This window comes from Knoellia terrae (assembly GCF_048606435.1).
Taxonomy (GTDB): Bacteria; Actinomycetota; Actinomycetes; order Actinomycetales; family Dermatophilaceae; genus Knoellia; species Knoellia terrae.
The window spans coordinates 217,316-242,668 of record NZ_JBMBWH010000001.1; the positions used below are offsets into that span (position 1 = coordinate 217,316).

Consider the following 25,353-nt stretch of genomic DNA (forward strand, 5'->3'; position numbering starts at 1 on the left):
TCATGGCCACGAACACCGTGAACGTCGAGCTGCCCGCCGAGATCTTCGACGTGCAGACCAACATTCCGCTCATCCACCAGGTCGTCGTCGCGCAGCTCGCTGCCGCCCGTCAGGGCACGCACTCGACCAAGACGCGCGGCGAGGTCCGCGGTGGTGGTCGCAAGCCGCACCGTCAGAAGGGCACCGGCCGCGCCCGTGCGGGCTCGACCCGCGCGCCGCACTGGACCGGTGGTGGCGTCGTCCACGGCCCCACGCCGCGTGACTACACCCAGCGGACCCCCAAGAAGATGAAGGCTGCTGCCCTGCGCGGCGCCCTGTCGGACCGTGCCCGTCACGGCCGCATCCACGTCGTCAGCTCGCTCGTCACCGGCAACGCGCCGTCCACCAAGGACGCCGTCGAGCTGCTCGCGGGCCTCACCGACCGCAAGAACATGCTCATCGTCCTCGACCGCACGGACATCGTGTCGATGAAGTCGGTGCGCAACCTTGACAACGTCCACGTGATCGCGGCCGACCAGCTCAACACGTACGACGTGCTCTGCGCCGACGACGTCGTCTTCACCCAGGCCGCCTTCGACACCTTCGTCGCCGGTCCCGCCGGCAACGTGAGGTCGATGGACGTCCTCGAGGTCGTCGAGCCCGCCGTCGCCACCGAGGCGGCCCCCGCCGCCGCGAAGGCCGACAAGCCGGCCAAGGCCGACAAGCCGGCCAAGGCCGACAAGCCCGCCACGCTCGTCGAGACCGAGACCGTGGAGACCGAGGCCGACCAGGCCGAGGGCGACACGGGCTTCGGCCCCGACAGTCACGCCGCCCTCGAGGACGGGTCCGCTCCTGCGGGCTTCGACGTCAAGGGCAACAAGGACTCGATGAAGTACCACGTGCCCGGCTCCCGCTGGTACGACGCCACCGACGCCGAGGTCTGGTTCCGCTCCGCGGACGCCGCGAAGACCGCCGGCTTCGTCCCGGCCGGTGGCGAGTCCGCCCAGCAGATCTCCGAGGAGGAGAAGTGAGCATCGGTAAGGACCCCCGCGACATCCTGGTCGCACCGGTCGTGTCCGAGAAGTCCTACGGACTGCTCGACCAGGGCAAGTACACGTTCATCGTGGACCCCCGCTCGAACAAGACCGAGATCAAGATCGCCGTGGAGCAGATCTTCAACGTCAAGGTCGACTCCGTCCACACGCTCAACCGCAAGGGCAAGACGCGGCGTACCCGCTTCGGCCTGGGCAAGCGCAAGGACACCAAGCGCGCGATCGTCACCCTCCGCGAGGGCACGATCGACATCTTCGGCAGCGCCGGCGCCTGAGAGACGACTGAGGAACTTAAGGAAACACGACATGGGTATCCGCAAGTACAAGCCGACGACGCCTGGCCGTCGCGGCTCGAGCGTCGCAGACTTCGTCGAGGTCACGCGCAGCACGCCTGAGAAGTCGCTCGTGCGCCCGCTCACCAAGAGCGGCGGCCGCAACAACAACGGCCGTATCACGACGCGTCACATCGGTGGTGGCCACAAGCGCGCCTACCGACTGATCGACTTCCGTCGCCACGACAAGGACGGCATCCCGGCCAAGGTCGCTCACATCGAGTACGACCCCAACCGCACGGCGCGCATCGCGCTGCTGCACTTCGCCGACGGTGAGAAGCGCTACATCCTGGCCCCCAAGGGCCTGGAGCAGGGCGCCAACATCGAGAACGGCCCCGGCGCCGACATCAAGCCCGGCAACAGCCTGCCGCTGCGCAACATCCCGACCGGTACGGTCGTGCACGCCGTCGAGCTCCGCCCCGGTGGCGGCGCGAAGATCGCGCGCTCAGCCGGAGTCCGAGTGCAGCTCGTCGCCAAGGACGGTCCCTACGCCCAGCTGCGTATGCCGTCCGGCGAGATCCGCAACGTCGACGCGCGTTGCCGGGCGACGATCGGCGAGGTCGGCAACGCCGAGCAGTCCAACATCAACTGGGGCAAGGCCGGCCGCATGCGGTGGAAGGGCAAGCGCCCGACCGTCCGTGGTGTCGTCATGAACCCGGTCGACCACCCGCACGGTGGTGGCGAGGGTCGCACCTCCGGTGGTCGCCACCCGGTGAGCCCCTGGGGCAAGCCCGAGGGCCGCACCCGCCGCCCCGGCAAGCCGAGCGACAAGATGATCGTCCGCCGACGCCGCACTGGCAAGAAGCGCTGACAAGGAGCCTTTGACACATGCCTCGTAGCTTGAAGAAGGGCCCCTTCATCGACGGCCACCTTCAGAAGAAGGTCGACGTCCAGAACGAAGCGGGCACCAAGAACGTCATCAAGACCTGGTCGCGCCGTTCGGTCATCAGTCCGGACATGCTCGGCCACACCCTCGCCGTCCACGACGGCCGCAAGCACGTCCCGGTGTTCGTCACCGAGTCGATGGTCGGCCACAAGCTCGGCGAGTTCGCACCCACGCGCACCTTCCGGGGTCACGTGAAGGACGACAAGAAGGGCCGGCGCCGCTGATGGCCACCAACACCACCGACACCGCAGCCGTCACCCTGGAGGCGCGGGCTCAGGCCCGCCACGTCCGGGTGACGCCGCAGAAGGCGCGCCGGGTCATCGACCTGGTCCGCGGCAAGAACGCCAGCGAGGCCATCGCCACGCTGCGCTTCGCTCCGCAGTCCGCGTCCGAGCCGATCCTCAAGGTGCTCGAGAGCGCCATCGCGAACGCCCGGGTCAAGGCCGACAAGACCGCCGAGCGGTTCGACGAGCGCGAGCTCGTCATCACCTCGGCCTACGTCGACGAGGGCGCCACGATGAAGCGCTTCCGTCCGCGCGCACAGGGTCGCGCCTCACGCATCAACAAGCGCACGAGCCACATCACCGTGGTCGTCGCGCCCCAGACCAAGTCCAGCAAGGGAGGCAACCTCTAATGGGTCAGAAGGTCAACCCGCACGGCTTCCGTCTGGGCATCACGTCGGAGCACCGCAGCCGCTGGTTCGCTGACTCCACCAAGGAGGGCCAGCGCTACCGCGACTACGTCAAGGAAGACGTCGCCATCCGCAAGCTCATGTCCGAGGGCATGGAGCGAGCCGGCATCTCCAAGGTCGAGATCGAGCGCACCCGTGACCGTGTCCGCGTGGACATTCACACGGCGCGTCCGGGCATCGTCATCGGCCGTCGTGGTGCCGAGGCCGACCGCATCCGCGGCGAGCTCGAGAAGCTCACCGGCAAGCAGGTGCAGCTGAACATCCTCGAGGTCAAGAACCCCGAGACCGATGCGCAGCTCGTCGCCCAGGGCGTCGCCGAGCAGCTCTCCGCCCGCGTCTCGTTCCGTCGCGCCATGCGCAAGAGCATGCAGTCGGCGACCCGCGCCGGTGCCAAGGGCATCCGCGTCCAGGTCTCCGGCCGTCTCGGCGGCGCGGAGATGTCGCGCACCGAGTTCTACCGCGAGGGTCGCGTGCCGCTGCACACGCTGCGTGCGCAGATCGACGTGGGCTTCTACGAGGCCCGCACGACCTTCGGCCGCATCGGCGTCAAGGTATGGATCTACAAGGGCGACGTCACCGCACGTGAGCTCGCCCAGCAGCAGGCGGCCGCGCCGCGTCAGGGCCGTGGCCCGCGCCGCGACGGTCCCGGTGCCGACCGTCCCGCCCGCGCTCGTCGTGGCGACCGCCAGGACGCTCCGCAGACCGACGCCCCGGCCGCTGCCGAGGCTCCGGCCCCCGCAGAGACCACCGAGGGAGGGGCCAGCTGATGTTGATCCCCCGTCGCGTCAAGCACCGCAAGCAGCACCACCCGGGTCGCTCGGGCGCTGCCAAGGGCGGCACCGTCATCGCCTTCGGTGACTACGGCCTCCAGGCTCTCGAGCCGGCCTACGTCACCAACCGTCAGATCGAGTCCGCGCGTATCGCCATGACGCGCTACATGAAGCGTGGCGGCAAGGTGTGGATCAACATCTACCCCGACCGCCCGCTCACCAAGAAGCCGGCTGAGACCCGCATGGGTTCCGGTAAGGGTTCGCCCGAGTGGTGGATCGCCAACGTCAAGCCGGGACGCATCATGTTCGAGATCTCCGGTGTGTCCGAAGAGGTCGCGCGCGAAGCCATGCGCCTGGCCATGCACAAGCTGCCGATGAAGTGCCGCTTCGTCCAGCGTGAGGGTGGTGACTTCTGATGGCAGTCGGTTCCAAGGACCTGATCTCCAACGAGCTTCGTGGGTTCGACGACGACCGTCTCGTCGACGAGCTGCGCAAGGCCAAGGAGGAGCTGTTCAACCTGCGGTTCCAGTCCGCCACCGGCCAGCTCGACAACCACGGTCGTCTCCGTGCGGTCCGCAAGGACATCGCCCGGATCTACACCGAGATGCGTGAGCGCGAGCTCGGTATCGGTTCCGCCCCGGCGAAGTCGGAGGACACCAAGTGAGTGAGAACGTGAAGGACGAGACCGTGCAGAGCGAGACCGAGAACGCGCGGAGCCACCGCAAGACCCGCCAGGGCTACGTCGTCAGCGACAAGATGGACAAGACCGTCGTCGTCGAGGTCGAGGACCGCGTCAAGCACGCCCTCTACGGCAAGGTGCTGCGTCGCTCCAGCAAGGTCAAGGCACACGACGAGGGCAACACCGCCGGCATCGGCGACCGCGTCCTCATCATGGAGACCCGACCGCTCTCGGCCACCAAGCGTTGGCGCCTGGTCGAGATCCTCGAAAAGGCCAAGTAAGCCCCAGTTCGGCCAGGCTCTGCCGCCACCGCTTCCCGGAGGCGGTCCAGAGAACCAGCACGACGTATAGGAGACAGATAAGTGATCCAGCAGGAGTCGCGAGTGCGCGTCGCCGACAACACGGGTGCCAAGGAGATCTTGTGCATCCGCGTTCTCGGGGGCTCGGGTCGCCGGTATGCCGGTATCGGCGACACGATCGTCGCCACGGTGAAGGACGCCATCCCCGGTGGCAACGTGAAGAAGGGCGACGTCGTCAAGGCGGTCATCGTCCGGACCAAGAAGGAGCGCCGTCGCAGCGACGGCTCCTACATCAAGTTCGATGAGAACGCTGCAGTGATCCTCAAGACCGACGGTGACCCCCGTGGTACCCGCATCTTCGGCCCGGTGGGCCGTGAGCTTCGCGACAAGAAGTTCATGAAGATCATCTCGCTGGCGCCGGAGGTGCTCTGACCCATGGCGAAGTCAGGAAAGATGAAGATCAAGAAGGGTGACACCGTCCAGGTGCTCACCGGCAAGGACGCCGGCTCGACCGGCAAGGTCATCGCGGTCTACCGCGAGACCGAGCGTGTCCTCGTCGAGGGCGTCAACCGCGTCACCCGCCACACCAAGGCCGGCCAGACCGCCCGTGGCAGCCAGACCGGTGGCCTCGTCGTGCAGGAGGCGCCCATCCACGTGAGCAACGTGCAGCTGGTCGACCCCTCCGACAAGAAGCCGACCCGTACCAAGACCCGCATCGAGACCGTTGAGCGTGACGGACGCCAGAAGGCCGTCCGGACCCGCGTCAGCGTGCGCTCGGGCAAGGACCTGTGAGCACCATGAGCACCCAGACCGAGAACACCACGGCCACCCAGCCGCGTCTCAAGGCCCGCTACGCCGACGAGATCAAGGGCTCGCTCCAGGAGCAGTTCGGCTACGCCAACGTCATGCAGGTTCCCGGCGTCGTCAAGGTCGTCGTCAACATGGGTGTCGGCGACGCGGCCAAGGACAGCAAGCTCATCGAGGGCGCGGTCCGCGACCTCACGGCGATCACCGGCCAGAAGCCGGTCGTCACCAAGGCGCGCAAGTCCATCGCCCAGTTCAAGCTGCGTGAGGGCATGCCGATCGGCACGCACACCACGCTGCGTGGGGACCGCATGTGGGAGTTCCTCGACCGCCTCATCTCGGTCGCGCTTCCCCGCATCCGTGACTTCCGCGGCATGAGCCCCAAGCAGTTCGACGGCCGCGGCAACTACACCTTCGGCCTCACGGAGCAGTCGATGTTCCACGAGATCGACCAGGACAAGATCGACCGCGTCCGGGGCATGGACATCACCATCGTCACCACCGCGACGAACGACGACGAGGGACGCGCGCTGCTCAAGGCGCTCGGCTTCCCGTTCAAGGAGAACTGACATGGCCAAGACCGCTCTGGTCAACAAGGCGAACAAGAAGCCGAAGTTCAAGGTTCGCGGCTACACCCGCTGCCAGCGCTGCGGCCGTCCCCACTCGGTCTACCGCAAGTTCGGCCTGTGCCGGATCTGCCTCCGGGAGATGGCCCACCGCGGCGAGCTGCCCGGTGTGACCAAGAGCAGTTGGTGAGCTCAGCGTCCTGGTGACGTTCCCGAACTGACATCCCGGTATGCCGTGGGCGCGAGCCCGCGGCGACCAGCCCCGCCGCAGCACGCGGCATACCCCAAGATCCATCTACATCGAAGGTCAGCCGGAGCATCAGCCCCGGATGAAACCACGGTGAGAAGGGCGGAGAAGCCCAATGACAATGACTGACCCGATTGCGGACATGTTGACCCGCGTCCGGAACGCCAACTCGGCGCACAAGGACACGGTCGCCATGCCGTTCAGCAAGCTCAAGTCGCACATCGCGGAGATCCTCGAGGCCGAGGGTTACATCGCCGGCTGGACCGTCGAGGACGCCGAGGTCGGCAAGACCCTGACGATCAACCTCAAGTACGGCCCCAACCGCGAGCGCTCCATCGCCGGTGTGCGTCGCGTGTCCAAGCCCGGACTGCGCGTCTACGCCAAGTCGACCAACCTTCCCAAGGTGCTCGGTGGACTCGGCGTTGCCATCATCTCGACCTCCTCCGGTCTCCTGACCGACCGGCAGGCCGCCAACAAGGGTGTGGGTGGGGAAGTCCTCGCCTACATCTGGTAAGGGGATCTGACATGTCACGTATCGGACGTCTTCCGGTGACCATCCCCTCCGGTGTCGAGATCAACGTCGAGGGCCAGACCGTCAAGGTCAAGGGTCCCAAGGGCGAGCTCGCACACACGGTCGCCCAGCCCATCGTGGTTGAGCGCAAGGATGACCAGGTCGAGGTCACGCGCCCGAACGACGAGCGCGAGTCGCGTTCGCTCCACGGCCTGACCCGTTCGCTCATCAACAACATGGTCCTCGGTGTCACCGAGGGCTACGTCAAGAAGCTCGAGATCCACGGCACCGGTTACCGCGTGGTGAACAAGGGCGGTTCGCTCGAGTTCGCGCTCGGCTACTCGCACTCGATCACGATCGAGCCGCCGCAGGGCATCACCTTCACCGTCGAGAACCCCACCCGGTTCCAGGTCGAGGGCATCGACAAGCAGCTCGTCGGTGAGGTTGCCGCCAACATTCGCAAGCTCCGCAAGCCCGACCCGTACAAGGGCAAGGGCGTGCGCTACGCCGGCGAGCACATCCGCCGCAAGGTCGGAAAGGCTGGTAAGTAGGCCATGGCAATGATCATCAAGCGTGCCAAGGGCAAGGTCGCCGCGCGCGGCCGTCGCCACGCTCGCGTCCGCAAGCACGTCGCGGGCACGGCAGTGCGTCCCCGTCTCGTCGTCTCGCGCTCGTCGCGTCACGTCTTCGTCCAGGTCGTCGACGACACCGCGGGCAAGACCGTGGCGTACGCCTCCACCATGGAGGCCGACGTCCGCACCTTCGAGGGTGACAAGACCGCCAAGGCGAAGAAGGTCGGCGAGCTCGTCGCCGAGCGCGCCAAGGCTGCCGGTGTCGAGGCGGTCGTCTTCGACCGCGGCGGCAACAAGTACCACGGTCGAGTGGCGGCCATCGCCGACGGCGCCCGCGAGGGTGGGCTGTCCCTGTGACCCGCCGCACCAAGACCATGACTCTCTGTGGAATGAGGAACATCTGATGCCAGGACCCCAGCGTCGAGGCACCGGTCCCGCGTCCGCCGGCGGCGAGCGCAGCGACAACCGTGGCGGCGACCGCCGCGGCGGCGGTCGTGACGACCGTCGTGGTGGCGGCCGCGAGGCCGAGAAGAGCGCGTACCTCGAGCGCGTCGTGACCATCAACCGTGTCTCCAAGGTCGTCAAGGGTGGTCGTCGCTTCAGCTTCACCGCCCTCGTCGTCGTCGGTGACGGTGACGGCACCGTGGGCGTCGGCTACGGCAAGGCGAAGGAAGTTCCCGCCGCCATCGCCAAGGGTGTCGAGGAGGCCAAGAAGGAGTTCTTCAAGGTCCCGCGCATCCAGGGCACCATCCCGCACCCCGTGCAGGGTGAGGCCGCTGCCGGTGTCGTCATGCTCCGCCCCGCCAGCCCCGGTACCGGTGTCATCGCCGGTGGCCCGGTGCGTGCGGTCCTGGAGTGCGCCGGCATCCACGACGTGCTGTCCAAGAGCCTCGGCTCGAGCAACGCGATCAACATCGTCCACGCCACCGTCCAGGCTCTCAAGGAGCTCGAGCGTCCGGAGTCCGTGGCCGCGCGCCGTGGCCTCCCCGTGGACCAGGTCGCCCCCGCGGCGATGCTGCGCGCCCAGGCGGCCGGCATCGCCGAGTCCCGCGACGCCGCGAAGGCTGGTGCGTGATGGCTCGACTCAAGGTGACCCAGACCCGTTCGGAGATCGGCGGCAAGCAGAACCAGCGCGACACGCTGCGAAGCCTCGGTCTCAAGCGCATTGGCGACGTCGTCGTCAAGGAGGACCGTCCCGAGATCCGCGGGATGGTCAAGACGGTGACGCACCTCGTTGCCGTCGAGGAGGTTGAGTGATCATGGCTGACAAGAAGGCCACCACCGAGAGCGCGGCCCCGGCCGCGTCCGCTCTCAAGATCCACCACCTGCGTCCGGCCCCCGGAGCCAAGACCGCCAAGACCCGTGTCGGTCGTGGTGAGGGCTCCAAGGGCAAGACCGCCGGTCGTGGCACCAAGGGCTCCAAGGCCCGCTACCAGGTTCCGGAGCGCTTCGAGGGCGGCTCGACCCCCCTCCACATGCGTCTCCCGAAGCTGCGCGGCTTCAAGAACCCGTTCAAGACCACCTACCAGGTCGTGAACCTCGACAAGCTGTCCGCTCTCTACCCCGACGGTGGCGACGTGACGGCCGAGGACCTCGCAGCCAAGGGTGCGGTCCGCGACAACCAGCTCGTCAAGGTGCTCGGCACCGGCGAGATCACGGTTGCCGTCAACGTCACCGCCGACGCGTTCTCCTCCTCCGCCAAGGAGAAGATCGAGGCGGCGGGTGGCTCGGTCACCCTCAGCGGTTCCTGAGTCGTATCCGCAGTGCGTATGCCGCAGGGCGCGGTTCCCGGAGGCGATCCGGGAACTCGCCTTGCGGCATACGTCGTTTGACCCCCTGTGACGACCGCGGTTCCGGACCGCGTCCCTCGCCGGGGTATCTTGTTCGTCGATCACCACACTGACGCGGCGCCTGCCGCCCACCTGGAGGACCTGTGCTCACCGCCTTCGGCCGCGCGTTCAAGACGCCCGACCTGCGCAGGAAGATCCTGTTCACCCTCGGGGTCATCGCGATCTACCGCCTCGGCGCCCACGTGCCGACGCCCGGCGTGAGCTACTCGCTCATCCAGGCCTGCCAGGAGGGAGCGGGGGAGGCCAACGACCTCCTCGGCCTGGCCAACCTCTTCAGCGGTGGAGCCCTGCTCCAGCTGTCGATCTTCGCGCTCGGGATCATGCCGTACATCACGGCGAGCATCATCATCCAGCTGCTCACGGTGGTGATCCCGAAGTTCGAGGCCCTCAAGAAGGAGGGCCAGGCGGGTCAGTCGAAGATGACCCAGTACACGCGGTATCTGACGATCGCCCTCGCGGTGCTCCAGTCGGCCACGTTCATCACCTTCGCGCAGAACCCCTCGCAGCTGTTCGCGAACCCGGCCTGCACCAACATCCTCACCGACGACTCGATCGTCACGATCCTCATCATGGTGCTCACGATGACGGCCGGCACCGGCCTCGTCATGTGGCTCGGTGAGCTCGTCACCGACAAGGGTGTCGGCAACGGCATGTCGATCCTCATCTTCACGTCGATCGCCGCCACGTTCCCCGGTGCGCTCTGGGCCATCCAGCAGCAGGAGGGTCGCTGGGACATCTTCCTGGGGATCATCCTCATGGGCTTCGTCATCATCGCGCTCGTCGTCTACGTCGAGCAGAGCCAGCGACGCATCCCGGTGCAGTACGCCAAGCGCATGGTGGGCCGCCGCGTCTACGGCGGGACCTCCACCTACATCCCGCTCAAGGTCAACATGGCCGGTGTCATCCCGGTCATCTTCGCCAGCTCGCTGCTCGCGCTCCCGACCCTGCTCGCCCAGTTCAACCGTCGCGCCGACGGCACGAGCGCGGGCTGGGTCCAGTGGATCGACAGCCGGTTCGCCGCCGGGGACACCTGGGAGTACATGCTCACCTACACGGTGCTGATCCTGTTCTTCACGTTCTTCTACGTGTCGATCACGTTCAACCCCACCGAGGTCGCCGACAACATGAAGAAGTACGGCGGCTTCATCCCGGGTATCCGGGCCGGGCGACCCACGGCCGAGTACCTCCAGTACGTTCTCACCAGGATCACCGTGCCGGGTGCGATCTACCTCGCGCTGATCTCCCTGATCCCGCTCATCGCGATCGTCCTCGTCGGGGCCAACCAGAACTTCCCCTTCGGCGGCACCTCGATCCTCATCATCGTCGGTGTCGGTCTCGAGACCGTGAAGCAGATCGAGTCCCAGCTGCAGCAGCGTCACTACGAAGGGTTCCTCCGTTAATGCGACTGATCATCCTCGGACCCCCCGGTGCCGGCAAGGGCACCCAGGCCGCCCGCATCGCCGAGCACTACGGCATCCCGGCGATCTCGACCGGTGACATCTTCCGCGCCAACATCAAGAACGGCACGGAGCTGGGCAAGCAGGTCCAGGAGATCACCGCCTCGGGCGGCTACGTCTCCGACGACATCACCAACGCCATCGTCGAGGACCGCCTCAACGAGGACGACGCCCATGATGGCTTCCTCCTCGACGGCTATCCGCGCACGACCGGCCAGGTCACCGCGCTGGACTGGATGCTCGGCAAGCACGACCACGGCCTCGACAAGGTCCTCGCCCTGACCGTCGAGGAGGACGCCGTCGTCTCCCGGCTGCTCAAGCGAGCCGAGGTCGAGGGTCGTCCCGACGACACCGAGAGCGTCATCCGCGAGCGCCAGGCGATCTACCGCCGCGAGACGGCGCCCCTCACCGACGTCTACGCCGAGCGCGGCCTGCTCGTCGAGGTCGACGGCCTCGGCGCGGTCGACGAGGTCACCGAGCGGGTCATCGCCGCCCTCGGCTGAGCCCGTCACGCCCGACCGGCGGGAGCACCAGCAGCCCCTGGCTGTCGGAGCTCCCGCCGTCCTCGTGTCCGGGTCGAGACGAGGGACTGTGGTCAGAGGACGATGTGCTGGTGGCCGTCGAGGAGCTCGCGCACCGCGTCGAGCTGGCCGGCGTGCGTCGCCGTCTCGACGACGACGTGCTGGACCACGGAGCGCACGTCGGCGAAGTCGTCCTCGTCCCAGCCGTCCTCCCGATGGCGTGGAGCGTCCTCCAGGGAGCAGGCGGCGAGGATCGCGTCGGAGGCGGTGATCGCGGCGCGATAGGCGTCGACGACCTGCTCGGCCGTCTCGTCCGGACCGACCTGCCAGTCCGCGTTGTCGCCCGCGGGCCACCAGTCCAGCGGGCCGCCGGCCACGACGACCTCGAACCAGTAGCGCTCGTCGGAGAGCGTGAGGTGGCGCACCAGCCCGAGGCAGGACCAGCCTGACGGGAGCACCGGACGCCGCAGCGCCTCGTCGTCGAGGCCGTCGAGCTGGGCCAGCACGTGACGCCGGGCGCCGGCCAGGGCGGCGAGGAGGGTGTCGCGTTCGGTCGGCACGGACGCAGCCTAGAGCCGGCGGGCCTGTCTGCGGAGACGGGAATGGGCGGGCGACCCGGCTGGTTGGTTGAAATGTGAATCAACTGCGCATCATCGTCTCCAGCACCCGCCCGAACCGCATCGGCCCGACCGTCACCCACTGGGTGGGCGCCCAGGCCGACCCGAGCCAGTGGGAGGTCAAGGTCCTCGACCTCGGGGTGATCGACCTGCCGTTCATGGACGAGGAGGACATGCCGAGGAACGGCAACTACGCCAAGCCGCACACGCAGGCGTGGGCCAGCGAGATCTTCGAGTCGGACGCGATCGTCGTCGTGACGCCGCAGTACAACCGCAGCTTCCCGGCGCCGATCAAGAACGCCATCGACTACCTCTACGCCGAGTGGCAGGACAAGCCGGTCGCGATCGTCGGCTACGGCTGGTCCGGTGGCGTGGACGCCCGCGCCGACCTCTCCAAGATCTTCACGCACGTCTCCGCCGACGTCGTGGGCGACGTGGGTCTGACCTTCCCCGAGCAGGTGACGCCCGAGGGCGCCGTCGACGACGACTCCGCCGCGGCTGGGGAGCTCCGGACGCTGCTCGACGCCCTCCACGCCAAGGTCCTCGACCTCGACGAGGTTCCGGCCCAGTCCTGACCGGCTGACGCCCCGGCCGCCGGCCGTCCAGCCGCCCGGTCGTCCGGCTCCCGCAATTCGGGGGCCTGGGCGGCCGGGCGGTAGCGTGCCGCCCATGGGACTGTTCGGACGTGAGCGCATCGAGGCCAAGACCCCGGAGCAGGTGGTGCTCATGCGCGCCGCCGGGCTCCTCGTCGGCCAGACGCTCCGGCTGCTGGGCGACTCGGTCCGGCCGGGCATGACGACGAAGGACCTGGACACCCTCGCCGAGACCCACATCCGCGACGGCGGCGGCATCCCCAACTTCCTCGGCTACCAGGGCTTCACCGGCACGATCTGCACCTCGGTCAACGACGAGGTCGTCCACGGCATCCCGGGCGCACGGGTCCTCGAGGAGGGCGACCTGCTCTCGATCGACTGCGGCTGCTCGGTGGCCGGCTGGCACGGCGACGCCGCGATCTCGCTCGTCGTCGGCGGTCGTGGGGCCGGGCGTCCCGAGGACCTCGAGCTCATCGACGACACCGAGGCGTCGATGTGGGCCGGCATCGCCGCGCTCACCGTCGGCAAGAGCCTGTATGCCGTCGGTGCGGCCGTCGAGGACAGCCTGACCGCCGCGGGGGAGAGGCGTGGTCGGGAGTACGGCATCGTCGAGGACTACGTCGGCCACGGCATCGGCACGTCGATGCACATGGACCCGCAGGTCCCGAACTACCGCGTCAGCGGTCGCGGCCCGACCGTCGTCGACGCCACCACGGTGGCCATCGAGCCGATGGTGACGCTGGGCGACGAGGCCAACCACGTGCTCGAGGACGACTGGACCATCGTCACCGACGACGGCTCCCGCGCCGCTCACTGGGAGAACACGGTCGCGGCGACGTCGCGTGGCCTCTGGGTGCTCACCGAGGTCGACGGCGGCGAGGCCAGGTTGCGCGACCTCGGCGCACCCTGGGCCCCACTCGCCTGACCGAACCGGGTTGCCGGACCGTCGTCGGGGCTCACCGCGTGGCCGGCCCGTGTCCGACGTCGTAGACAAGAGCGAGGGCTCCGCTCGCGAAGGTGTGCTGCCGACGCAGGACGAGTCCCGACGAGAAGCCCGCCGGAAGCCATGGTGTGCCGCCGCCCGCGACGTGCGGCATGACGTATGCCGTGAGCTCGTCGACGAGTCCGACCTCCAGCGCCTGGGCGGCCAGGGTGGGGCCGCCGATCTCGACGTCGAGCTCGCTGTCACGGACGAGGGCGGCGAGACGGTCGAGGTCGAGGTGGTCCCAGAGCGTGGTGCGTGGCTCCGACGGGGGAGCGATGGTCGTCGAGACGACGATCTTGTCGGTGTCCTGCCAGGTCCGGGCGAACGCGCGGACCTCGGCCGCCTCGAGGTCCTCCTCGGGCGGGGACTGCCAGTAGCGCATCGTCTCCCAGAGCCTGCGCCCGTAGACGCGCGTCCCGACCGTGCGGTCCTGCTCGCTCGTGAAGCCGTGCAGCTCCTCGTCCACGACCATCCAGTCGGTCGAGCCCGAGGCGTCGCTGAGAAAGCCGTCGAGGGAGATGAGCATCCCGTAGCGCAGGCGGCCCATCAGGACTCCCTGCGCCGGAAGGTCAGGTGCGTCACCCCCGAGGTCGGCGAGTGCACCGTCTCGATGTCGAAGCGGGACTCGATCCCCTCGAGCCCCTCCCAGAGCGAGACCCCTCGACCCAGGAGGATCGGCACGAGGACGACGTGCATGAGGTCCACGAGGTCGGCCGCGAGGAACTGCCGCACGGTGCTCGGTCCGCCGCCGATCCGGACGTCGAGACCGCCGGCGGCGTCGCGGGCCTGCGCGAGCACCTCCTCGGGCGTCCCGTCCACGAAGTGGAACGTCGTGCCGCCCTCCATCTCGAGCGGGGGCCGTGGGTGGTAGGTCAGGACGAACACCGGCGTGTGGAAGGGCGGGTCCTCGCCCCACCAGCCACGCCACTCCGCGTCGGTCCACGCACCGGTCTGCGGGCCGAACTTGCGCCGTCCCATGATCTCGGCACCGACGGTGCCGTCCCATCCCACGGCGCCCATGGCGGCATCGATGCCCGTCGTGACGCGTTCACCTCCCGGCTCGCCGGCGAACAGCCAGCGGTGCAGCCGCTGGCCGGCGTGACCGAAGGGCTCGTCGAGCGTCTGGGGCTCGCCCGTGCCGAAGCCGTCGAGCGAGATGCTGAACTGCGTGACGAGCGCACGTGACATGGCTGCTCCCGGCTCTCCCGACGGCTGCCGGCTGCAACCACCACCGGCTTCCCATGGTGGTCGACCTCCGCACGATGCGCCAGCGGTTCGAAGGCTCCGGTGTGCCCAAACTCTCGTCGTCCGCCACCGCGTCCGCCGGTAGGGTGACGACACGTCCGCAGACCTCACGAACGCAGGTGCGGCCGACTCGATCAGGGCAGAGGAGCGATGGGATGACGGTGGCCCCGAAGCGGCCCGCGGCGATGGCGCTGGCGGCACACTTCCCCGAGCGCACCGAGGCGCAGTGGCGTGAGCTCGTCGCCGGGGTCGTCAACAAGGGCCGGACCGAGGGCGAGCACCTGGCTCCCGAGGAGGCGGTCGCGTCGATGCGCACCGTCCTCGAGGGCGGCCTTCCCGTCGAGCCGCTCTACACCCGTCCGGCCCAGCCCCCGCCCCTGGGCGTGCCCGGGGAGATGCCCTTCACCCGCGGTCGCGCGCTGCGTGACGCCGACGTCCCCTGGGACGTGCGCCAGCTGCACGACGACCCCGATGCCGCCGTGACGCGGTCCGCCGTCCTCGCCGACCTCGAGCACGGGGTCACGTCGGTCTGGCTCCACGTGGGCGCGGACGGGCTGGCCGCGACCGACGTGGCGCAGACGCTCGCCGACGTGCGGCTCGACCTCGCTCCCGTCGTGGTCTCGTCCTGGGACGACCAGGTGGCCGCCGCCGACGCCCTGTATGCCGTCCTGTCCGGTTCTCCCGCGAGCTCGGGCAACCTTGGGCACGACCCGCTCGGAGCCGCTGCCCGCACGGGGACGCCGGCCGACCTGTCGCCCCTCGCCGATGCGGTGCGCCGCCTCACGGGGCACGGCGGGGTGCGGGCGGTGACGGTGGACACCCGTCCCCACGCGGACGCCGGTGCCACGGTCGTCGACGAGCTGGGCTTCGCACTCGCGACGGGGGTGTCCTACCTGCGTCACCTCGAGTCCGACGGGATCGAGGTGGCGGACGCCTTCCGGCACATCGAGTTCCGGGTCAGCGCGAGTGCCGACCAGTTCCTCACGGCCGCGGCGCTGCGCGCCCTCCGGCGGGCGTGGGCGCGGGTGGGCGAGAGCGTGGGTGTTCCGGCGGACTCCCGCGGCGCCTTCACGCACGCGGTGACGTCCGGCCGCATGTTCAGCCGCGACGACGCATGGACCAACATCCTGCGCAGCACCATCGCGACCTTCGGTGCCAGCCTCGGGGGCGCCGATGCCATCACCGTCCTGCCGTTCGACACGGTGGCCGGTCTGCCGACGACGTTCTCCCGACGCATCGCCCGCAACACCCAGATCCTTCTCGCCGAGGAGTCGAACGTCGCTCGCGTGACCGACCCCGCGGGTGGCGCCTGGTACGTCGAGGCGCTCACCGACGAGGTGGCCGCAGCCGCCTGGGCGACCTTCCAGGACGTCGAGCGCGCTGGCGGGATGGCGGATGCGCTCGCCAGCGGTCTTGTGGCACAGCGGATCTCGGCTTCTGTCGCCGAGCGCGACCACGCTCTCGCCACCCGCACGAAGCCGTTGACCGGCGTCAGCACCTTCCCGCTGGCCGGGGAGAAGCCGCTCACCCGCACCCGCCGCGCCGACCTCCCCTCCTTCGCCGGTGCCCTTCTGCCGCACCGCGACTCGGCGGTCTTCGAGGCGCTCCGGGACCGTTCGGCGGCATACGCGGTGCAGCACGGTCACCCGCCGCGCGTCGCGGTCCCGACGCTCGACGTCCCGCGCGCCGCCGACCGGCGCATCGACGCGGTCAACCTCCTCACCGTCGCCGGGATGGAGGCGGTCGATGCCGACACGGACACCGCCGCCTCGCTGCGCGCGACCGACCGGGGCTACGAGGGAGTGGCCAGGGACATGGATGTCGTCGCCTTCCTCTCCGCCCTGCTCGACGAGACCGGAGCCCCAGCATGAGCACCATCCCCGACTTCAGCCAGGTCGACCTGGGTGACGGCCGCCCGGCCGACCGCGCGGAGCTGCCCGACCTGAGCGCCCGGGCCTGGCTGACGCCCGAGCAGATCGAGGTGCCGCCGCTCTACACCGACGCCGACCTCGAGGGCCTCGACTTCCTCGACACCATCCCGGGTGCGCCGCCCTTCCTGCGCGGCCCCTACCCGACGATGTACGTCAACCAGCCGTGGACGATCCGCCAGTACGCCGGCTTCTCCACGGCCGAGGAGTCCAACGCGTTCTACCGTCGCAACCTCGCGGCGGGCCAGAAGGGCCTCAGCGTCGCCTTCGACCTCGCCACCCACCGCGGCTACGACAGCGACCACCCGCGCGTCGAGGGCGACGTGGGCATGGCGGGCGTCGCCATCGACTCGATCTACGACATGCGCACCCTCTTCGACGGCATCCCGCTCGACCAGATGTCGGTGTCGATGACGATGAACGGCGCGGTCATCCCCGTCCTCGCGCTCTTCGTCGTCGCCGCGGAGGAGCAGGGCGTCGCACCCGAACAGCTCTCCGGGACCATCCAGAACGACATCCTCAAGGAGTTCATGGTCCGCAACACCTACATCTACCCGCCCGAGCCGTCGATGCGGATCATCAGCGACATCTTCGCGTTCACCTCGGAGCGGATGCCGCGCTACAACTCCATCTCCATCTCCGGCTACCACATGCAGGAGGCCGGGGCCACGCAGGACCTCGAGCTGGCCTACACCCTGGCCGACGGGATCGAGTACCTCCGCGCCGGCAAGGCGGTCGGCCTCGACGTCGACCGGTTCGCGCCCCGCCTGTCGTTCTTCTGGGCCATCGGCATGAACTTCTTCATGGAGGTCGCCAAGATGCGCGCCGCCCGCCTGCTCTGGGCGCGGCTCGTCGAGGAGCAGGGAGCGAAGAACCCCAAGTCGCTGAGCCTGCGGACCCACTGCCAGACCAGTGGCTGGTCGCTCACGGCACAGGACGTCTACAACAACGTCGTCCGCACCTGCATCGAGGCGATGGCCGCGACGCAGGGGCACACGCAGAGCCTGCACACCAACGCCCTCGACGAGGCGATCGCGCTGCCGACCGACTTCAGCGCCCGCATCGCCCGCAACACCCAGCTCGTCCTCCAGCAGGAGTCGGGCACGACGCGCACCATCGACCCGTGGGCCGGGTCGGCCTACGTCGAGCGGCTCACCCACGACCTCGCCGAGCGTGCCTGGGCGCACATCGAGGAGGTCGAGGCCGCCGGCGGCATGGCCAGCGCGATCGAGGCCGGCATCCCCAAGATGCGGATCGAGGAAGCCGCGGCCCGCACGCAGGCCCGCATCGACTCGGGCCAGCAGCCGGTCATCGGCGTCAACCGCTACGTCCCCGACGGCGACGAGCCCTTCGAGGTGCTCAAGGTCGACAACGCCGCCGTGCGCACGAGCCAGATCGCCAAGCTCGAGAGGCTGCGCGCCGAGCGCGACGAGACCGGGTGCCGTGCGGCCCTGGAGCGCCTGACCGCCGCCGCCCGTGGTGGCTCGGACGGCTCCATGGAGACCAACCTCCTCGCGCTCGCGATCGACGCGGCACGCGCCAAGGCCACCGTGGGCGAGATGTCGCAGGCGATGGAGGAGGCGTTCGGGCGCTACACCGCCCAGATCCGTACGATCGGTGGCGTGTACTCCGACGAGGCCGGCGGTGACGCCACCGTGCGCAGGGCGCAGGACCTCGTCGAGGAGTTCGCGGAGGCCGAGGGTCGCCGACCGCGCATCCTCGTCGCCAAGATGGGCCAGGACGGGCACGACCGCGGCCAGAAGGTCATCGCCACCGCCTTCGCCGACCTCGGCTTCGACGTCGACGTGGGCCCGCTGTTCCAGACGCCGACCGAGGTCGCTCGGCAGGCGGTCGAGTCCGACGTGCACGTCGTCGGGGTCTCGTCGCTGGCGGCCGGCCACCTCACGCTGGTGCCCGCCCTCCGCAAGGAGCTCGACGCGCTCGGCCGCGAGGACCTCATGATCGTCGTCGGCGGAGTCATCCCCTCGCAGGACTTCGACGACCTCCGGGCCGCGGGCGCCGACGCGATCTATCCGCCCGGCACGGTGATCTCGACCGCGGCGATCGGGCTGATCGGCGACCTGCGCGCCCGGCTCCACGGTGGTGCCGGCGCGTCCACCAGTGGCGCGTCCACGGGTGGCGCGTGACTGACGAGCTCTTCGACGGCGTCCGAGCGGGCGACCGCGCCGCCGTCGCCCGCGCGATCACGCTCGTGGAGTCGACGCGACCCGACCACCGCGAACGGGCACGGGCGCTGCTCACCGCGCTCACGGCATACACGGGTTCCGCCGTCCGGGTGGGCATCTCCGGGGTGCCGGGCGCCGGCAAGTCGACGTTCATCAACGCGATGGGGATCCGGCTCATCGACGCCGGTCACCGGGTGGCGGTCGTCGCGGTCGACCCCAGCTCGCGGCGCACCGGCGGCTCCATCCTCGGTGACCGCACCCGCATGGGTGAGCTCAGCGCCAGCGACCAGGCCTTCGTCCGGCCCAGCCCCAGTGGCCGTCACCTCGGCGGAGTCGCGCGCGCGACCCGCGAGTCGATGCTCGTGCTCGAGGCCGCCGGGTTCGACGTCGTCATCGTCGAGACGGTCGGGGTGGGGCAGAACGAGATCGCCGTCTCCGAGATGGTCGACACCTTCCTGCTGCTCACGCTCGCCCGGGCCGGCGACCAGCTCCAGGGCATCAAGCGCGGCATCCTCGAGCTCGCCGACGTCATCGCCGTCAACAAGGCCGACGGCGACGGTGAGGCGCCCGCGCGCGGCGCGGCCCGTGACCTCAGCACGGCCATGCGGCTGATGATGCCCGGCAAGGACGTGCGACGACCGCCGGTGCTCACCTGCTCCGCGCAGACCGGCGCCGGCCTCGACGAGGTGTGGGAGGCAGTCCTCGAGCACCGCGCCCACCTGACGTCCGAGGGCTCGCTCGAGGCGCGGCGCGCCCAGCAGCAGCAGGACTGGATGTGGGCGCTCGTCGACGCGCACCTCACCGACGCCGTCCGGGCCGCTCCGACGGTCAGGGAGCGACGGCAGCAGCTCGAGGCCGCTGTCCGGTCCGGAGAGCTGAGCGCCGTGGACGCCGCCAGCGAGATCCTCGCCCTCTTCGGTCACTGACGTCGGACCTCATCCGCGGGCGGGGGTGCTCCAGCCGGCGGGGGCGATGCCCCGGCGGCGGGCGAGCCACAGCAGCACCGCCGTGACGACGGCGGTCGCGACGACGTTCATCGCGGCCGACACGGGCGAGCCCTCGCTCGCGCCGTCGACGTAGGACTCCTCGATCCCACCGAGCAGGATCCCGGTGAAGAGGATGAGGAGGTTGTTGACGACGTGGAGCACGATGACCGCCTCGAGCCCGCCGGTGCGCCACGCGAGCCAGCACCCGGCCACCGCGAGCGAGCCGAGCTCGATGACGATCCACGGGTCCGCCGACCCGTGCAGCGCGACGAACACCACCGTCGACAGCACCGTGGTCACGACGAGCGCGGCGACGGGGGAGCGGAGCCACGCGCCGACGCCCTGGACGAGCCCGCCCCGGATGGCGATCTCCTCGCCGGCGGCCTGCAGGGGGGTCGTCAGCACCGTGATGACGAGGAGCCAGGCCCAGTCCTGCGGGCGGTCGAGGACCTCCTGGTCGAACACCACCCACGTCACGCCGAGGTAGGCCGCCCACAGGGGCGTCACGACGAGCAGGCACCGGCCGAGCCAACCCCAGCGCATCCGCCCCGCCACCGACAGCACCCGCCACGGGCTCCGTGCGAAACCGGCCCACAGCCCGAGGAGGGTCGCGGGGATCAGCGCGGCCAGCACGAGGTTGAGGGCCAGCGACGACACCGGGTTGACCGGGTCCACCATCTCCTCCTCGCCGTCGATCAGGCCGAACCCGAGCACGACCCCGAAGACCGCGACGGCGCAGGCGGCGAACACCGCCAGCGCCACGGCGAGGGCGACGAGGGGACGCCACCAGCGGTGGCGCGGCCCCCGCATCTGGTGCACGTAGGTCCGCGGCTCGCTCTCGGCCGCCTCGAGCGCCGCCGCCTCGGCCAGCGCACGCGCCTGCTCCTCACGCAGCGCCGCGCGTCGGCGGGCCGCCGCGACGAACTCCGGCGCCGGCTCCGTCGGCGACACCACGACCGGCATCCCGAGCGCGTGGGCCCGGTGGGCGGTCTGCCGGACCGGTTCGGCCGCAGGGCCCTGCGGCCACGCGGTGAGCCAGAGACCGTCGAACCCGTCCAGGCGGTCGCCGTGCACGTCGGCGGACGCGACCGGCCACCACTCGAGGTCGGCGGCGGCGCCCACGGACAGGGCCCGCGCCCGGTCGACGGCGACGAGGTCCTGCGGGTGGCCGGGGTCCCTCACGGCGGCGATGCGCACGGTCATGGGGCCCAGTCTTCCCGTCCACGGGAGGGGCGCCATCCACCGGACGCCGCGGACGGCATACGACCGGGGTATGCCGTGTCGGAGCGACCTGGGACCGCTCCCGGCACGATTTCGTGCTCAGGACCCGCTCCCGTAGGATGGAGCGTCGGTCTCGTGTGCTCTCGCATGCGCGACCGGACTCCCATGGTTCCACTGGTGGCCTCGCGCCGCACCCAGGGTGGGGCCAGCAACGGATTGAGAGGGTATGGCCAAGAAGGACGGCGTCATCGAGATCGAGGGCACCATCGTTGAGGCGCTCCCCAACGCGATGTTTCGCGTGGAGCTCACCAACGGTCACAAGGTGCTCGCACACATCTCAGGCAAGATGCGCCAGCACTACATCCGGATCCTCCCTGAGGACCGCGTGGTGGTGGAGCTCAGCCCCTACGACCTGACCCGAGGCCGCATCGTCTTCCGCTACCGCTGACCGGCTCGCCCGAACAGCAGCAGCACCCCGGCAGGACCCGTCACGGCCACCGCCGTGTCGGGAGGATCGACAAGACAGCAGAGGCAATGAAGGTTCAGCCGAGCGTCAAGAAGATCTGTGACAAGTGCAAGGTGATCCGCCGCAACGGTCGGGTCATGGTCATCTGCGAGAACCCGCGCCACAAGCAGCGCCAGGGCTGACCAGAGATCCAGCTCCGCCCCAGCGGCGGAGTCCCGCACGAGGCACGGCTTCGCGCACCCGCAGCACAGCATGAGAAGAAAGCAGCGCCCGACCCCCTCGAGCGTCACCTGAAGAGGTGAGCGAGGGACGTCACCCCCGGCCCGGAGGCCGGGGACCGGACCAGAGTGCCGGACCGGCGTCTGCACCAGACCTCCGGAATCCCAGAACAGGAACCATCACACGATGGCACGTCTCCAAGGAGTCGATCTGCCGCGCGAGAAGCGCGTCGAGATCGCACTGACCTACATCTTCGGTGTGGGCCGCTCCAGCTCGCAGAAGGCCCTCGCCGCCACCGGCGTCGACGCCAGCACCCGCGTCAAGGACCTCACCGACGCCGACCTCGTCGCCCTGCGCGACTGGATCGACGAGAACCTCAAGGTCGAGGGTGACCTCCGCCGTGAGGTCGCCGCCGACATCCGCCGCAAGGTCGAGATCGGGTCCTACGAGGGCATCCGCCACCGTCGCGGCCTCCCCGTCCGCGGTCAGCGGACCAAGACCAACGCGCGCACCCGCAAGGGTCCGAAGCGCACCGTCGCCGGCAAGAAGAAGGTTGGTAAGTAATGCCTCCCAAGGGCCGTATGGCTGCGGGCGCCAAGAAGGTGCGCCGCAAGGAGAAGAAGAACATCGCCGTGGGCCAGGCCCACATCAAGTCGACGTTCAACAACACGATCATCTCGATCACCGACCCCACCGGTGCCGTCATCGCCTGGGCCTCCGCCGGCCAGGTCGGCTTCAAGGGCTCGCGCAAGTCGACCCCGTTCGCCGCGCAGACCGCCGCCGAGGCCGCCGCCCGTCGCGCCATGGAGCACGGCATGCGCAAGGTCGACGTCTTCGTCAAGGGCCCGGGCTCCGGTCGTGAGACCGCGATCCGCTCCCTGACCGCTGCCGGCCTCGAGGTCGGTTCGATCCAGGACGTCACGCCCTCACCGCACAACGGTGTCCGCCCGCCCAAGCGCCGCCGCGTCTGAGCTGCTGAGAAGACGGAAAGAGAACTAGACACATGGCTCGTTACACCGGCCCCATCACCAAGAAGTCGCGACGCCTGCGGGTTGACCTCGTCGGCGGCGACAAGAACTTCGACCTGCGCCCCTTCCCGCCCGGCCAGCACGGCCGCCGCCGGATGCAGGAGAAGGAGTACCTCACCCAGCTGCAGGAGAAGCAGAAGGCCCGCTTCACCTACGGCGTCATGGAGAAGCAGTTCCGTCGCTACTACAAGGAAGCGGCGAACCGCCCCGGCAAGACCGGTGAGAACATCCTGACCATCCTCGAGTCCCGGCTCGACAACGTCATCTACCGCGCGGGCCTGGCCCGCACCCGTCGTGCCGCGCGCCAGCTCGTCACGCACGGCCACTTCGAGGTCAACGGCGTGCGCGTCGACGTCCCGTCCTACCGCGTCGAGCAGTACGACATCATCACCGTCCGCAAGCAGTCGACGGAGAAGCTGCCGATCCAGCTCGCGCGTGAGACCGTCGGCGACCGCCCGACCCCGGCCTGGCTCCAGGTCATCCCGGGCTCGCTGCAGATCCTCATCCACTCGCTCCCGGTTCGTGCCCAGATCGACACGATCCTCACCGAGCAGCTCATCGTCGAGTTCTACTCGAAGAACTGATCCAGATCGTCTTCTTGCCCGTTCGGGTCGGCGAGCGCCAGCGAGCTGACCCGAACGGGCAAGAAGACGGAAACGGGTGTGCAGAACCTGCGCGCCCGGCATACGAATGTGCTCGTCCTGACCACGTACAGAGGTGGTCCGGGCTGCCGGTCTCGCACCCGGCGTTTCACGAGGCGTCATATAGCGGTCGCCCGTGGGAAGGAAAATTCTCGTGCTCATCGCACAGCGTCCCCTCCTCTCCGAGGACGTCATCTCCGAGAACCGGAGCCGTTTCACCATCGCTCCGCTCGAGCCCGGCTTCGGCTACACGCTCGGCAACTCGCTCCGTCGCACCCTGCTCTCGAGCATCCCCGGTGCGGCCGTGACGAGCATCCGCGTCGACGGCGTGCTCCACGAGTTCTCCACGATCCCCGGGGTCAAGGAGGACGTCACCGAGATCATCCTCAACATCAAGGGCCTCGTCGTCTCCTCCGAGCACGACGAGCCGGTCGTCATGTACCTGCGCAAGCAGGGTGCGGGCGCCGTCACCGCCGCGGACATCGCCCCGCCGGCCGGTGTCGAGGTCATCAACCCCGACCTGCACATCGCGACGCTCAACGACAAGGGCAGCATCGAGATGGAGCTGACCGTCGAGCGCGGCCGCGGCTACGTCTCGGCGCAGCAGAACAAGTCCGGTGACCAGGAGATCGGCCGCATCCCGGTCGACTCCATCTACAGCCCGGTCCTCACCGTCACCTACAAGGTGGAGCTGACCCGAGTCGAGCAGCGCACCGACTTCAACAGCCTCGTCCTCGACGTCGAGACCAAGCAGTCCGTCACCCCGCGTGACGCGCTCGCCTCCGCCGGCAAGACCCTCGTCGAGCTCTTCGGCCTCGCCCGTGAGCTCAACGTCGAGGCCGAGGGCATCGACATGGGCCCCTCGCCCACCGACGCCGCCCTGGCTGCCGACCTCGCCCTGCCGATCGAGGACCTCGACCTCACCGTCCGGTCCTACAACTGCCTGAAGCGCGAGGGCATCCACAGCGTGGGTGAGCTCGTCGGTCGCAGCGAGGCCGACCTGCTCGACATCCGCAACTTCGGTCAGAAGTCCATCGACGAGGTCAAGGCCAAGCTCCACGGCATGGGCCTGGCGCTCAAGGACAGCCCGGCAGGCTTCGACCCCAGCCAGATCGCTTCCTACGACGACGAGTTCAGCTTCTCCGACGCCGACGACGCCGAGGACGCGTCGTTCGCCGAGGACGAGCAGCTCTGACGCTGACTCAACCCCCTAGGAGATAAAGACATGCCTACGCCCACCAAGGGTCCCCGTCTCGGAGGCGGCCCGGCTCACGAGCGCCACATCCTGGCCAACCTCGTGACCTCGCTGTTCGAGCACGACTCCATCACGACGACCGAGTCGAAGGCCAAGCGCCTCCGTCCGCTCGCCGAGCGTCTCATCACCTTCGCGAAGCGCGGTGACCTCCACGCCCGTCGCCGGGTCATGACGGTCGTGCGTGACAAGGGTGTCGTGCACCGCCTCTTCGTCGAGGTCGCGCCGGACATGGCCGACCGCCAGGGTGGCTACACCCGCATCACGAAGATCGGTCCCCGCAAGGGCGACAACGCCCCCATGGCGGTCATCGAGCTCGTCCGCGAGCCCGTCGCCCGCAAGGCCACCGTCAAGGAGGCCGAGGGCGCGACCAAGCGTGCCGCCAAGGAGTCCGCGGCCGCCGACGAGGCCAAGGCTGCCGACACCGAGGCCGTCGAGTCCGAGGAGCCCACCGTCGACGAGACGTCGACCGAGGCGTCCGAGACCGAGTCCACGGACACCGAGTCCACGGACACCGAGTCCGCCGAGCAGGACAAGGCCAACAAGGCCTGACCTGCCACCCGGCACACGAACGGGGCCGTTCACCTCTCGCCAGGTGGACGGCCCTTTCGTATGCCGTCGTTGCTTCGCCGTTCTGGGTCGTCGGAGTGCCCGTTCGCCGCAGTCCCATCCGCACTCGCGCGCTGCGCGCACTCGCGCTCCCGCCAGGCCCAGCCAGCGGCGAACGGGCACTCCGTCGCTCTCCAGGGCCGCTTCCCTTCCCTGGGCAA

At 69.3% G+C, this 25,353-nt stretch carries 36 protein-coding genes and 1 pseudogene; 33 read left to right on the plus strand and 4 right to left on the minus strand.

Going from position 1 to position 25,353, the window contains the following annotated elements:
• Nucleotides 1-2: 2 nt before the first annotated feature.
• The 21 genes and pseudogenes from rplD (at nt 3) to ACOJV9_RS01215 (ending at nt 11,198) form a co-directional block, all read left to right on the plus strand.
• A complete protein-coding gene (rplD, locus tag ACOJV9_RS01115) occupies nt 3-1,010 on the plus strand; it encodes a 50S ribosomal protein L4, sunset domain variant (protein WP_420183337.1) in 1,008 nt (335 codons plus the stop codon).
• Nucleotides 1,007-1,306, plus strand: a complete 300-nt coding sequence (gene rplW, locus ACOJV9_RS01120; RefSeq protein ID WP_420183338.1) for a 50S ribosomal protein L23 — start codon at nt 1,007-1,009, stop codon at nt 1,304-1,306. Before rplD ends, rplW begins: the two co-directional genes overlap by 4 nt.
• A 31-nt stretch (nt 1,307-1,337) precedes the next feature.
• Nucleotides 1,338-2,174, plus strand: a complete 837-nt coding sequence (gene rplB, locus ACOJV9_RS01125; RefSeq protein ID WP_420183339.1) for a 50S ribosomal protein L2 — start codon at nt 1,338-1,340, stop codon at nt 2,172-2,174.
• A 17-nt stretch (nt 2,175-2,191) separates the two neighbouring features.
• Nucleotides 2,192-2,473, plus strand: coding sequence for a 30S ribosomal protein S19 (gene rpsS / locus ACOJV9_RS01130; RefSeq protein ID WP_035931765.1), 282 nt, complete (start codon nt 2,192-2,194; stop codon nt 2,471-2,473).
• A gap of 35 nt (nt 2,474-2,508) precedes the next feature.
• A complete protein-coding gene (rplV, locus tag ACOJV9_RS01135) occupies nt 2,509-2,883 on the plus strand; it encodes a 50S ribosomal protein L22 (protein WP_420183756.1) in 375 nt (124 codons plus the stop codon).
• Nucleotides 2,883-3,707: a 30S ribosomal protein S3 gene (gene rpsC, locus ACOJV9_RS01140; protein ID WP_420183340.1), complete on the plus strand. Its 825-nt coding sequence runs from the start codon at nt 2,883-2,885 to the stop codon at nt 3,705-3,707. The genes rplV and rpsC overlap by 1 nt, the downstream gene beginning before the upstream one ends.
• On the plus strand, nt 3,707-4,126 hold the full coding sequence (gene rplP, locus ACOJV9_RS01145; RefSeq protein ID WP_056140760.1) for a 50S ribosomal protein L16: 420 nt from the start codon (nt 3,707-3,709) through the stop codon (nt 4,124-4,126). The genes rpsC and rplP overlap by 1 nt, the downstream gene beginning before the upstream one ends.
• A pseudogene (rpmC, locus tag ACOJV9_RS01150) lies at nt 4,126-4,338 on the plus strand (50S ribosomal protein L29); the annotation flags it as partial. The gene rplP and the pseudogene rpmC, both read left to right, overlap by 1 nt.
• Before the next feature lie 32 nt (nt 4,339-4,370).
• Nucleotides 4,371-4,670, plus strand: coding sequence for a 30S ribosomal protein S17 (gene rpsQ / locus ACOJV9_RS01155; protein ID WP_420183341.1), 300 nt, complete (start codon nt 4,371-4,373; stop codon nt 4,668-4,670).
• Nucleotides 4,671-4,751: 81 nt separating this feature from the next.
• Entirely contained in the window at nt 4,752-5,120 is a 369-nt protein-coding gene (gene rplN, locus ACOJV9_RS01160; protein WP_035931773.1) for a 50S ribosomal protein L14, read from the plus strand.
• A 3-nt stretch (nt 5,121-5,123) separates the two neighbouring features.
• Nucleotides 5,124-5,480 carry a 50S ribosomal protein L24 gene (gene rplX / locus ACOJV9_RS01165; RefSeq protein WP_420183342.1) on the plus strand — a complete coding sequence of 119 codons (357 nt, stop codon included), beginning with the start codon at nt 5,124-5,126 and terminating at the stop codon, nt 5,478-5,480.
• Nucleotides 5,481-5,485: 5 nt separating this feature from the next.
• Complete coding sequence (gene rplE / locus ACOJV9_RS01170) at nt 5,486-6,061, plus strand: 50S ribosomal protein L5 (RefSeq protein ID WP_420183343.1); 576 nt, start codon at nt 5,486-5,488, stop codon at nt 6,059-6,061.
• Nucleotide 6,062: 1 nt separating this feature from the next.
• A complete protein-coding gene (locus tag ACOJV9_RS01175; RefSeq protein ID WP_035902511.1) occupies nt 6,063-6,248 on the plus strand; it encodes a type Z 30S ribosomal protein S14 in 186 nt (61 codons plus the stop codon).
• A 172-nt stretch (nt 6,249-6,420) separates the two neighbouring features.
• On the plus strand, nt 6,421-6,819 hold the full coding sequence (rpsH, locus tag ACOJV9_RS01180; protein ID WP_035931779.1) for a 30S ribosomal protein S8: 399 nt from the start codon (nt 6,421-6,423) through the stop codon (nt 6,817-6,819).
• A gap of 11 nt (nt 6,820-6,830) precedes the next feature.
• Nucleotides 6,831-7,367 (plus strand): 50S ribosomal protein L6, encoded by a 537-nt coding sequence (rplF, locus tag ACOJV9_RS01185; RefSeq protein WP_420183344.1) that lies wholly within the window; start codon nt 6,831-6,833, stop codon nt 7,365-7,367.
• A gap of 3 nt (nt 7,368-7,370) precedes the next feature.
• Nucleotides 7,371-7,745, plus strand: a complete 375-nt coding sequence (gene rplR / locus ACOJV9_RS01190) for a 50S ribosomal protein L18 (RefSeq protein WP_420183345.1) — start codon at nt 7,371-7,373, stop codon at nt 7,743-7,745.
• Between the two features lie 46 nt (nt 7,746-7,791).
• Nucleotides 7,792-8,463: a 30S ribosomal protein S5 gene (gene rpsE / locus ACOJV9_RS01195; protein WP_420183346.1), complete on the plus strand. Its 672-nt coding sequence runs from the start codon at nt 7,792-7,794 to the stop codon at nt 8,461-8,463.
• The gene (rpmD, locus tag ACOJV9_RS01200; protein WP_035931789.1) at nt 8,463-8,645 is read left to right on the plus strand and encodes a 50S ribosomal protein L30; all 183 of its coding nucleotides are present in this window, start codon (nt 8,463-8,465) and stop codon (nt 8,643-8,645) included. The genes rpsE and rpmD overlap by 1 nt, the downstream gene beginning before the upstream one ends.
• A gap of 2 nt (nt 8,646-8,647) precedes the next feature.
• Entirely contained in the window at nt 8,648-9,139 is a 492-nt protein-coding gene (gene rplO / locus ACOJV9_RS01205) for a 50S ribosomal protein L15 (protein WP_420183347.1), read from the plus strand.
• A gap of 182 nt (nt 9,140-9,321) precedes the next feature.
• Nucleotides 9,322-10,638: a preprotein translocase subunit SecY gene (secY, locus tag ACOJV9_RS01210; protein ID WP_420183348.1), complete on the plus strand. Its 1,317-nt coding sequence runs from the start codon at nt 9,322-9,324 to the stop codon at nt 10,636-10,638.
• Nucleotides 10,638-11,198, plus strand: a complete 561-nt coding sequence (locus tag ACOJV9_RS01215; protein WP_420183349.1) for an adenylate kinase — start codon at nt 10,638-10,640, stop codon at nt 11,196-11,198. The genes secY and ACOJV9_RS01215 overlap by 1 nt, the downstream gene beginning before the upstream one ends.
• Before the next feature lie 92 nt (nt 11,199-11,290).
• Here the strand turns inward: ACOJV9_RS01215 and ACOJV9_RS01220 are convergent, their stop codons facing one another.
• Nucleotides 11,291-11,776, minus strand: a complete 486-nt coding sequence (locus tag ACOJV9_RS01220; RefSeq protein ID WP_420183350.1) for a mycothiol transferase — start codon at nt 11,774-11,776, stop codon at nt 11,291-11,293.
• Nucleotides 11,777-11,850: 74 nt separating this feature from the next.
• Between ACOJV9_RS01220 and ACOJV9_RS01225 the strand changes: the two genes are divergently transcribed.
• A complete protein-coding gene (locus tag ACOJV9_RS01225; protein WP_420183351.1) occupies nt 11,851-12,408 on the plus strand; it encodes an NADPH-dependent FMN reductase in 558 nt (185 codons plus the stop codon).
• Nucleotides 12,409-12,502: 94 nt separating this feature from the next.
• On the plus strand, nt 12,503-13,351 hold the full coding sequence (gene map / locus ACOJV9_RS01230; RefSeq protein WP_420183352.1) for a type I methionyl aminopeptidase: 849 nt from the start codon (nt 12,503-12,505) through the stop codon (nt 13,349-13,351).
• Nucleotides 13,352-13,382: 31 nt separating this feature from the next.
• Here map and ACOJV9_RS01235 read toward each other — a convergent pair whose 3' ends face one another.
• Together ACOJV9_RS01235 and ACOJV9_RS01240 are read right to left on the minus strand one after the other, a co-directional pair.
• A complete protein-coding gene (locus ACOJV9_RS01235; RefSeq protein WP_420183353.1) occupies nt 13,383-13,958 on the minus strand; it encodes a dihydrofolate reductase family protein in 576 nt (191 codons plus the stop codon).
• Nucleotides 13,958-14,599 carry a dihydrofolate reductase family protein gene (locus ACOJV9_RS01240; protein WP_420183354.1) on the minus strand — a complete coding sequence of 214 codons (642 nt, stop codon included), beginning with the start codon at nt 14,597-14,599 and terminating at the stop codon, nt 13,958-13,960. The genes ACOJV9_RS01235 and ACOJV9_RS01240 overlap by 1 nt, the downstream gene beginning before the upstream one ends.
• Before the next feature lie 212 nt (nt 14,600-14,811).
• Between ACOJV9_RS01240 and ACOJV9_RS01245 the strand changes: the two genes are divergently transcribed.
• From ACOJV9_RS01245 to meaB, 3 genes are read left to right on the plus strand one after another with little or no spacing between them, the layout of a single operon-like run.
• Nucleotides 14,812-16,527 (plus strand): methylmalonyl-CoA mutase subunit beta, encoded by a 1,716-nt coding sequence (locus tag ACOJV9_RS01245; protein WP_420183355.1) that lies wholly within the window; start codon nt 14,812-14,814, stop codon nt 16,525-16,527.
• Nucleotides 16,524-18,731, plus strand: coding sequence for a methylmalonyl-CoA mutase (scpA, locus tag ACOJV9_RS01250; RefSeq protein WP_420183356.1), 2,208 nt, complete (start codon nt 16,524-16,526; stop codon nt 18,729-18,731). Before ACOJV9_RS01245 ends, scpA begins: the two co-directional genes overlap by 4 nt.
• Nucleotides 18,728-19,696 (plus strand): methylmalonyl Co-A mutase-associated GTPase MeaB, encoded by a 969-nt coding sequence (meaB, locus tag ACOJV9_RS01255; RefSeq protein ID WP_420183357.1) that lies wholly within the window; start codon nt 18,728-18,730, stop codon nt 19,694-19,696. Before scpA ends, meaB begins: the two co-directional genes overlap by 4 nt.
• 9 nt (nt 19,697-19,705) lie before the next feature.
• On the opposite strand, the gene ACOJV9_RS01260 is transcribed toward meaB, so the two are convergent.
• Nucleotides 19,706-20,959, minus strand: a complete 1,254-nt coding sequence (locus ACOJV9_RS01260) for a CPBP family glutamic-type intramembrane protease (RefSeq protein WP_420183358.1) — start codon at nt 20,957-20,959, stop codon at nt 19,706-19,708.
• 244 nt (nt 20,960-21,203) lie between these two features.
• Here ACOJV9_RS01260 and infA point away from each other — a divergent pair, with 244 nt between their 5' ends.
• From infA to rplQ, 7 genes are all read left to right on the plus strand, one after another.
• Entirely contained in the window at nt 21,204-21,425 is a 222-nt protein-coding gene (gene infA, locus ACOJV9_RS01265; protein ID WP_006946284.1) for a translation initiation factor IF-1, read from the plus strand.
• Between the two features lie 86 nt (nt 21,426-21,511).
• Nucleotides 21,512-21,625, plus strand: a complete 114-nt coding sequence (gene rpmJ, locus ACOJV9_RS01270; RefSeq protein ID WP_009775928.1) for a 50S ribosomal protein L36 — start codon at nt 21,512-21,514, stop codon at nt 21,623-21,625.
• Nucleotides 21,626-21,848: 223 nt separating this feature from the next.
• Nucleotides 21,849-22,226, plus strand: coding sequence for a 30S ribosomal protein S13 (gene rpsM / locus ACOJV9_RS01275; RefSeq protein ID WP_420183359.1), 378 nt, complete (start codon nt 21,849-21,851; stop codon nt 22,224-22,226).
• Nucleotides 22,226-22,633 carry a 30S ribosomal protein S11 gene (gene rpsK, locus ACOJV9_RS01280; protein ID WP_420183360.1) on the plus strand — a complete coding sequence of 136 codons (408 nt, stop codon included), beginning with the start codon at nt 22,226-22,228 and terminating at the stop codon, nt 22,631-22,633. The genes rpsM and rpsK overlap by 1 nt, the downstream gene beginning before the upstream one ends.
• Before the next feature lie 32 nt (nt 22,634-22,665).
• Entirely contained in the window at nt 22,666-23,274 is a 609-nt protein-coding gene (gene rpsD / locus ACOJV9_RS01285; RefSeq protein ID WP_420183361.1) for a 30S ribosomal protein S4, read from the plus strand.
• A 211-nt stretch (nt 23,275-23,485) separates the two neighbouring features.
• On the plus strand, nt 23,486-24,526 hold the full coding sequence (locus ACOJV9_RS01290; protein ID WP_420183362.1) for a DNA-directed RNA polymerase subunit alpha: 1,041 nt from the start codon (nt 23,486-23,488) through the stop codon (nt 24,524-24,526).
• A gap of 30 nt (nt 24,527-24,556) precedes the next feature.
• Entirely contained in the window at nt 24,557-25,135 is a 579-nt protein-coding gene (gene rplQ / locus ACOJV9_RS01295) for a 50S ribosomal protein L17 (protein ID WP_420183363.1), read from the plus strand.
• Nucleotides 25,136-25,353 lie beyond the last annotated feature (218 nt).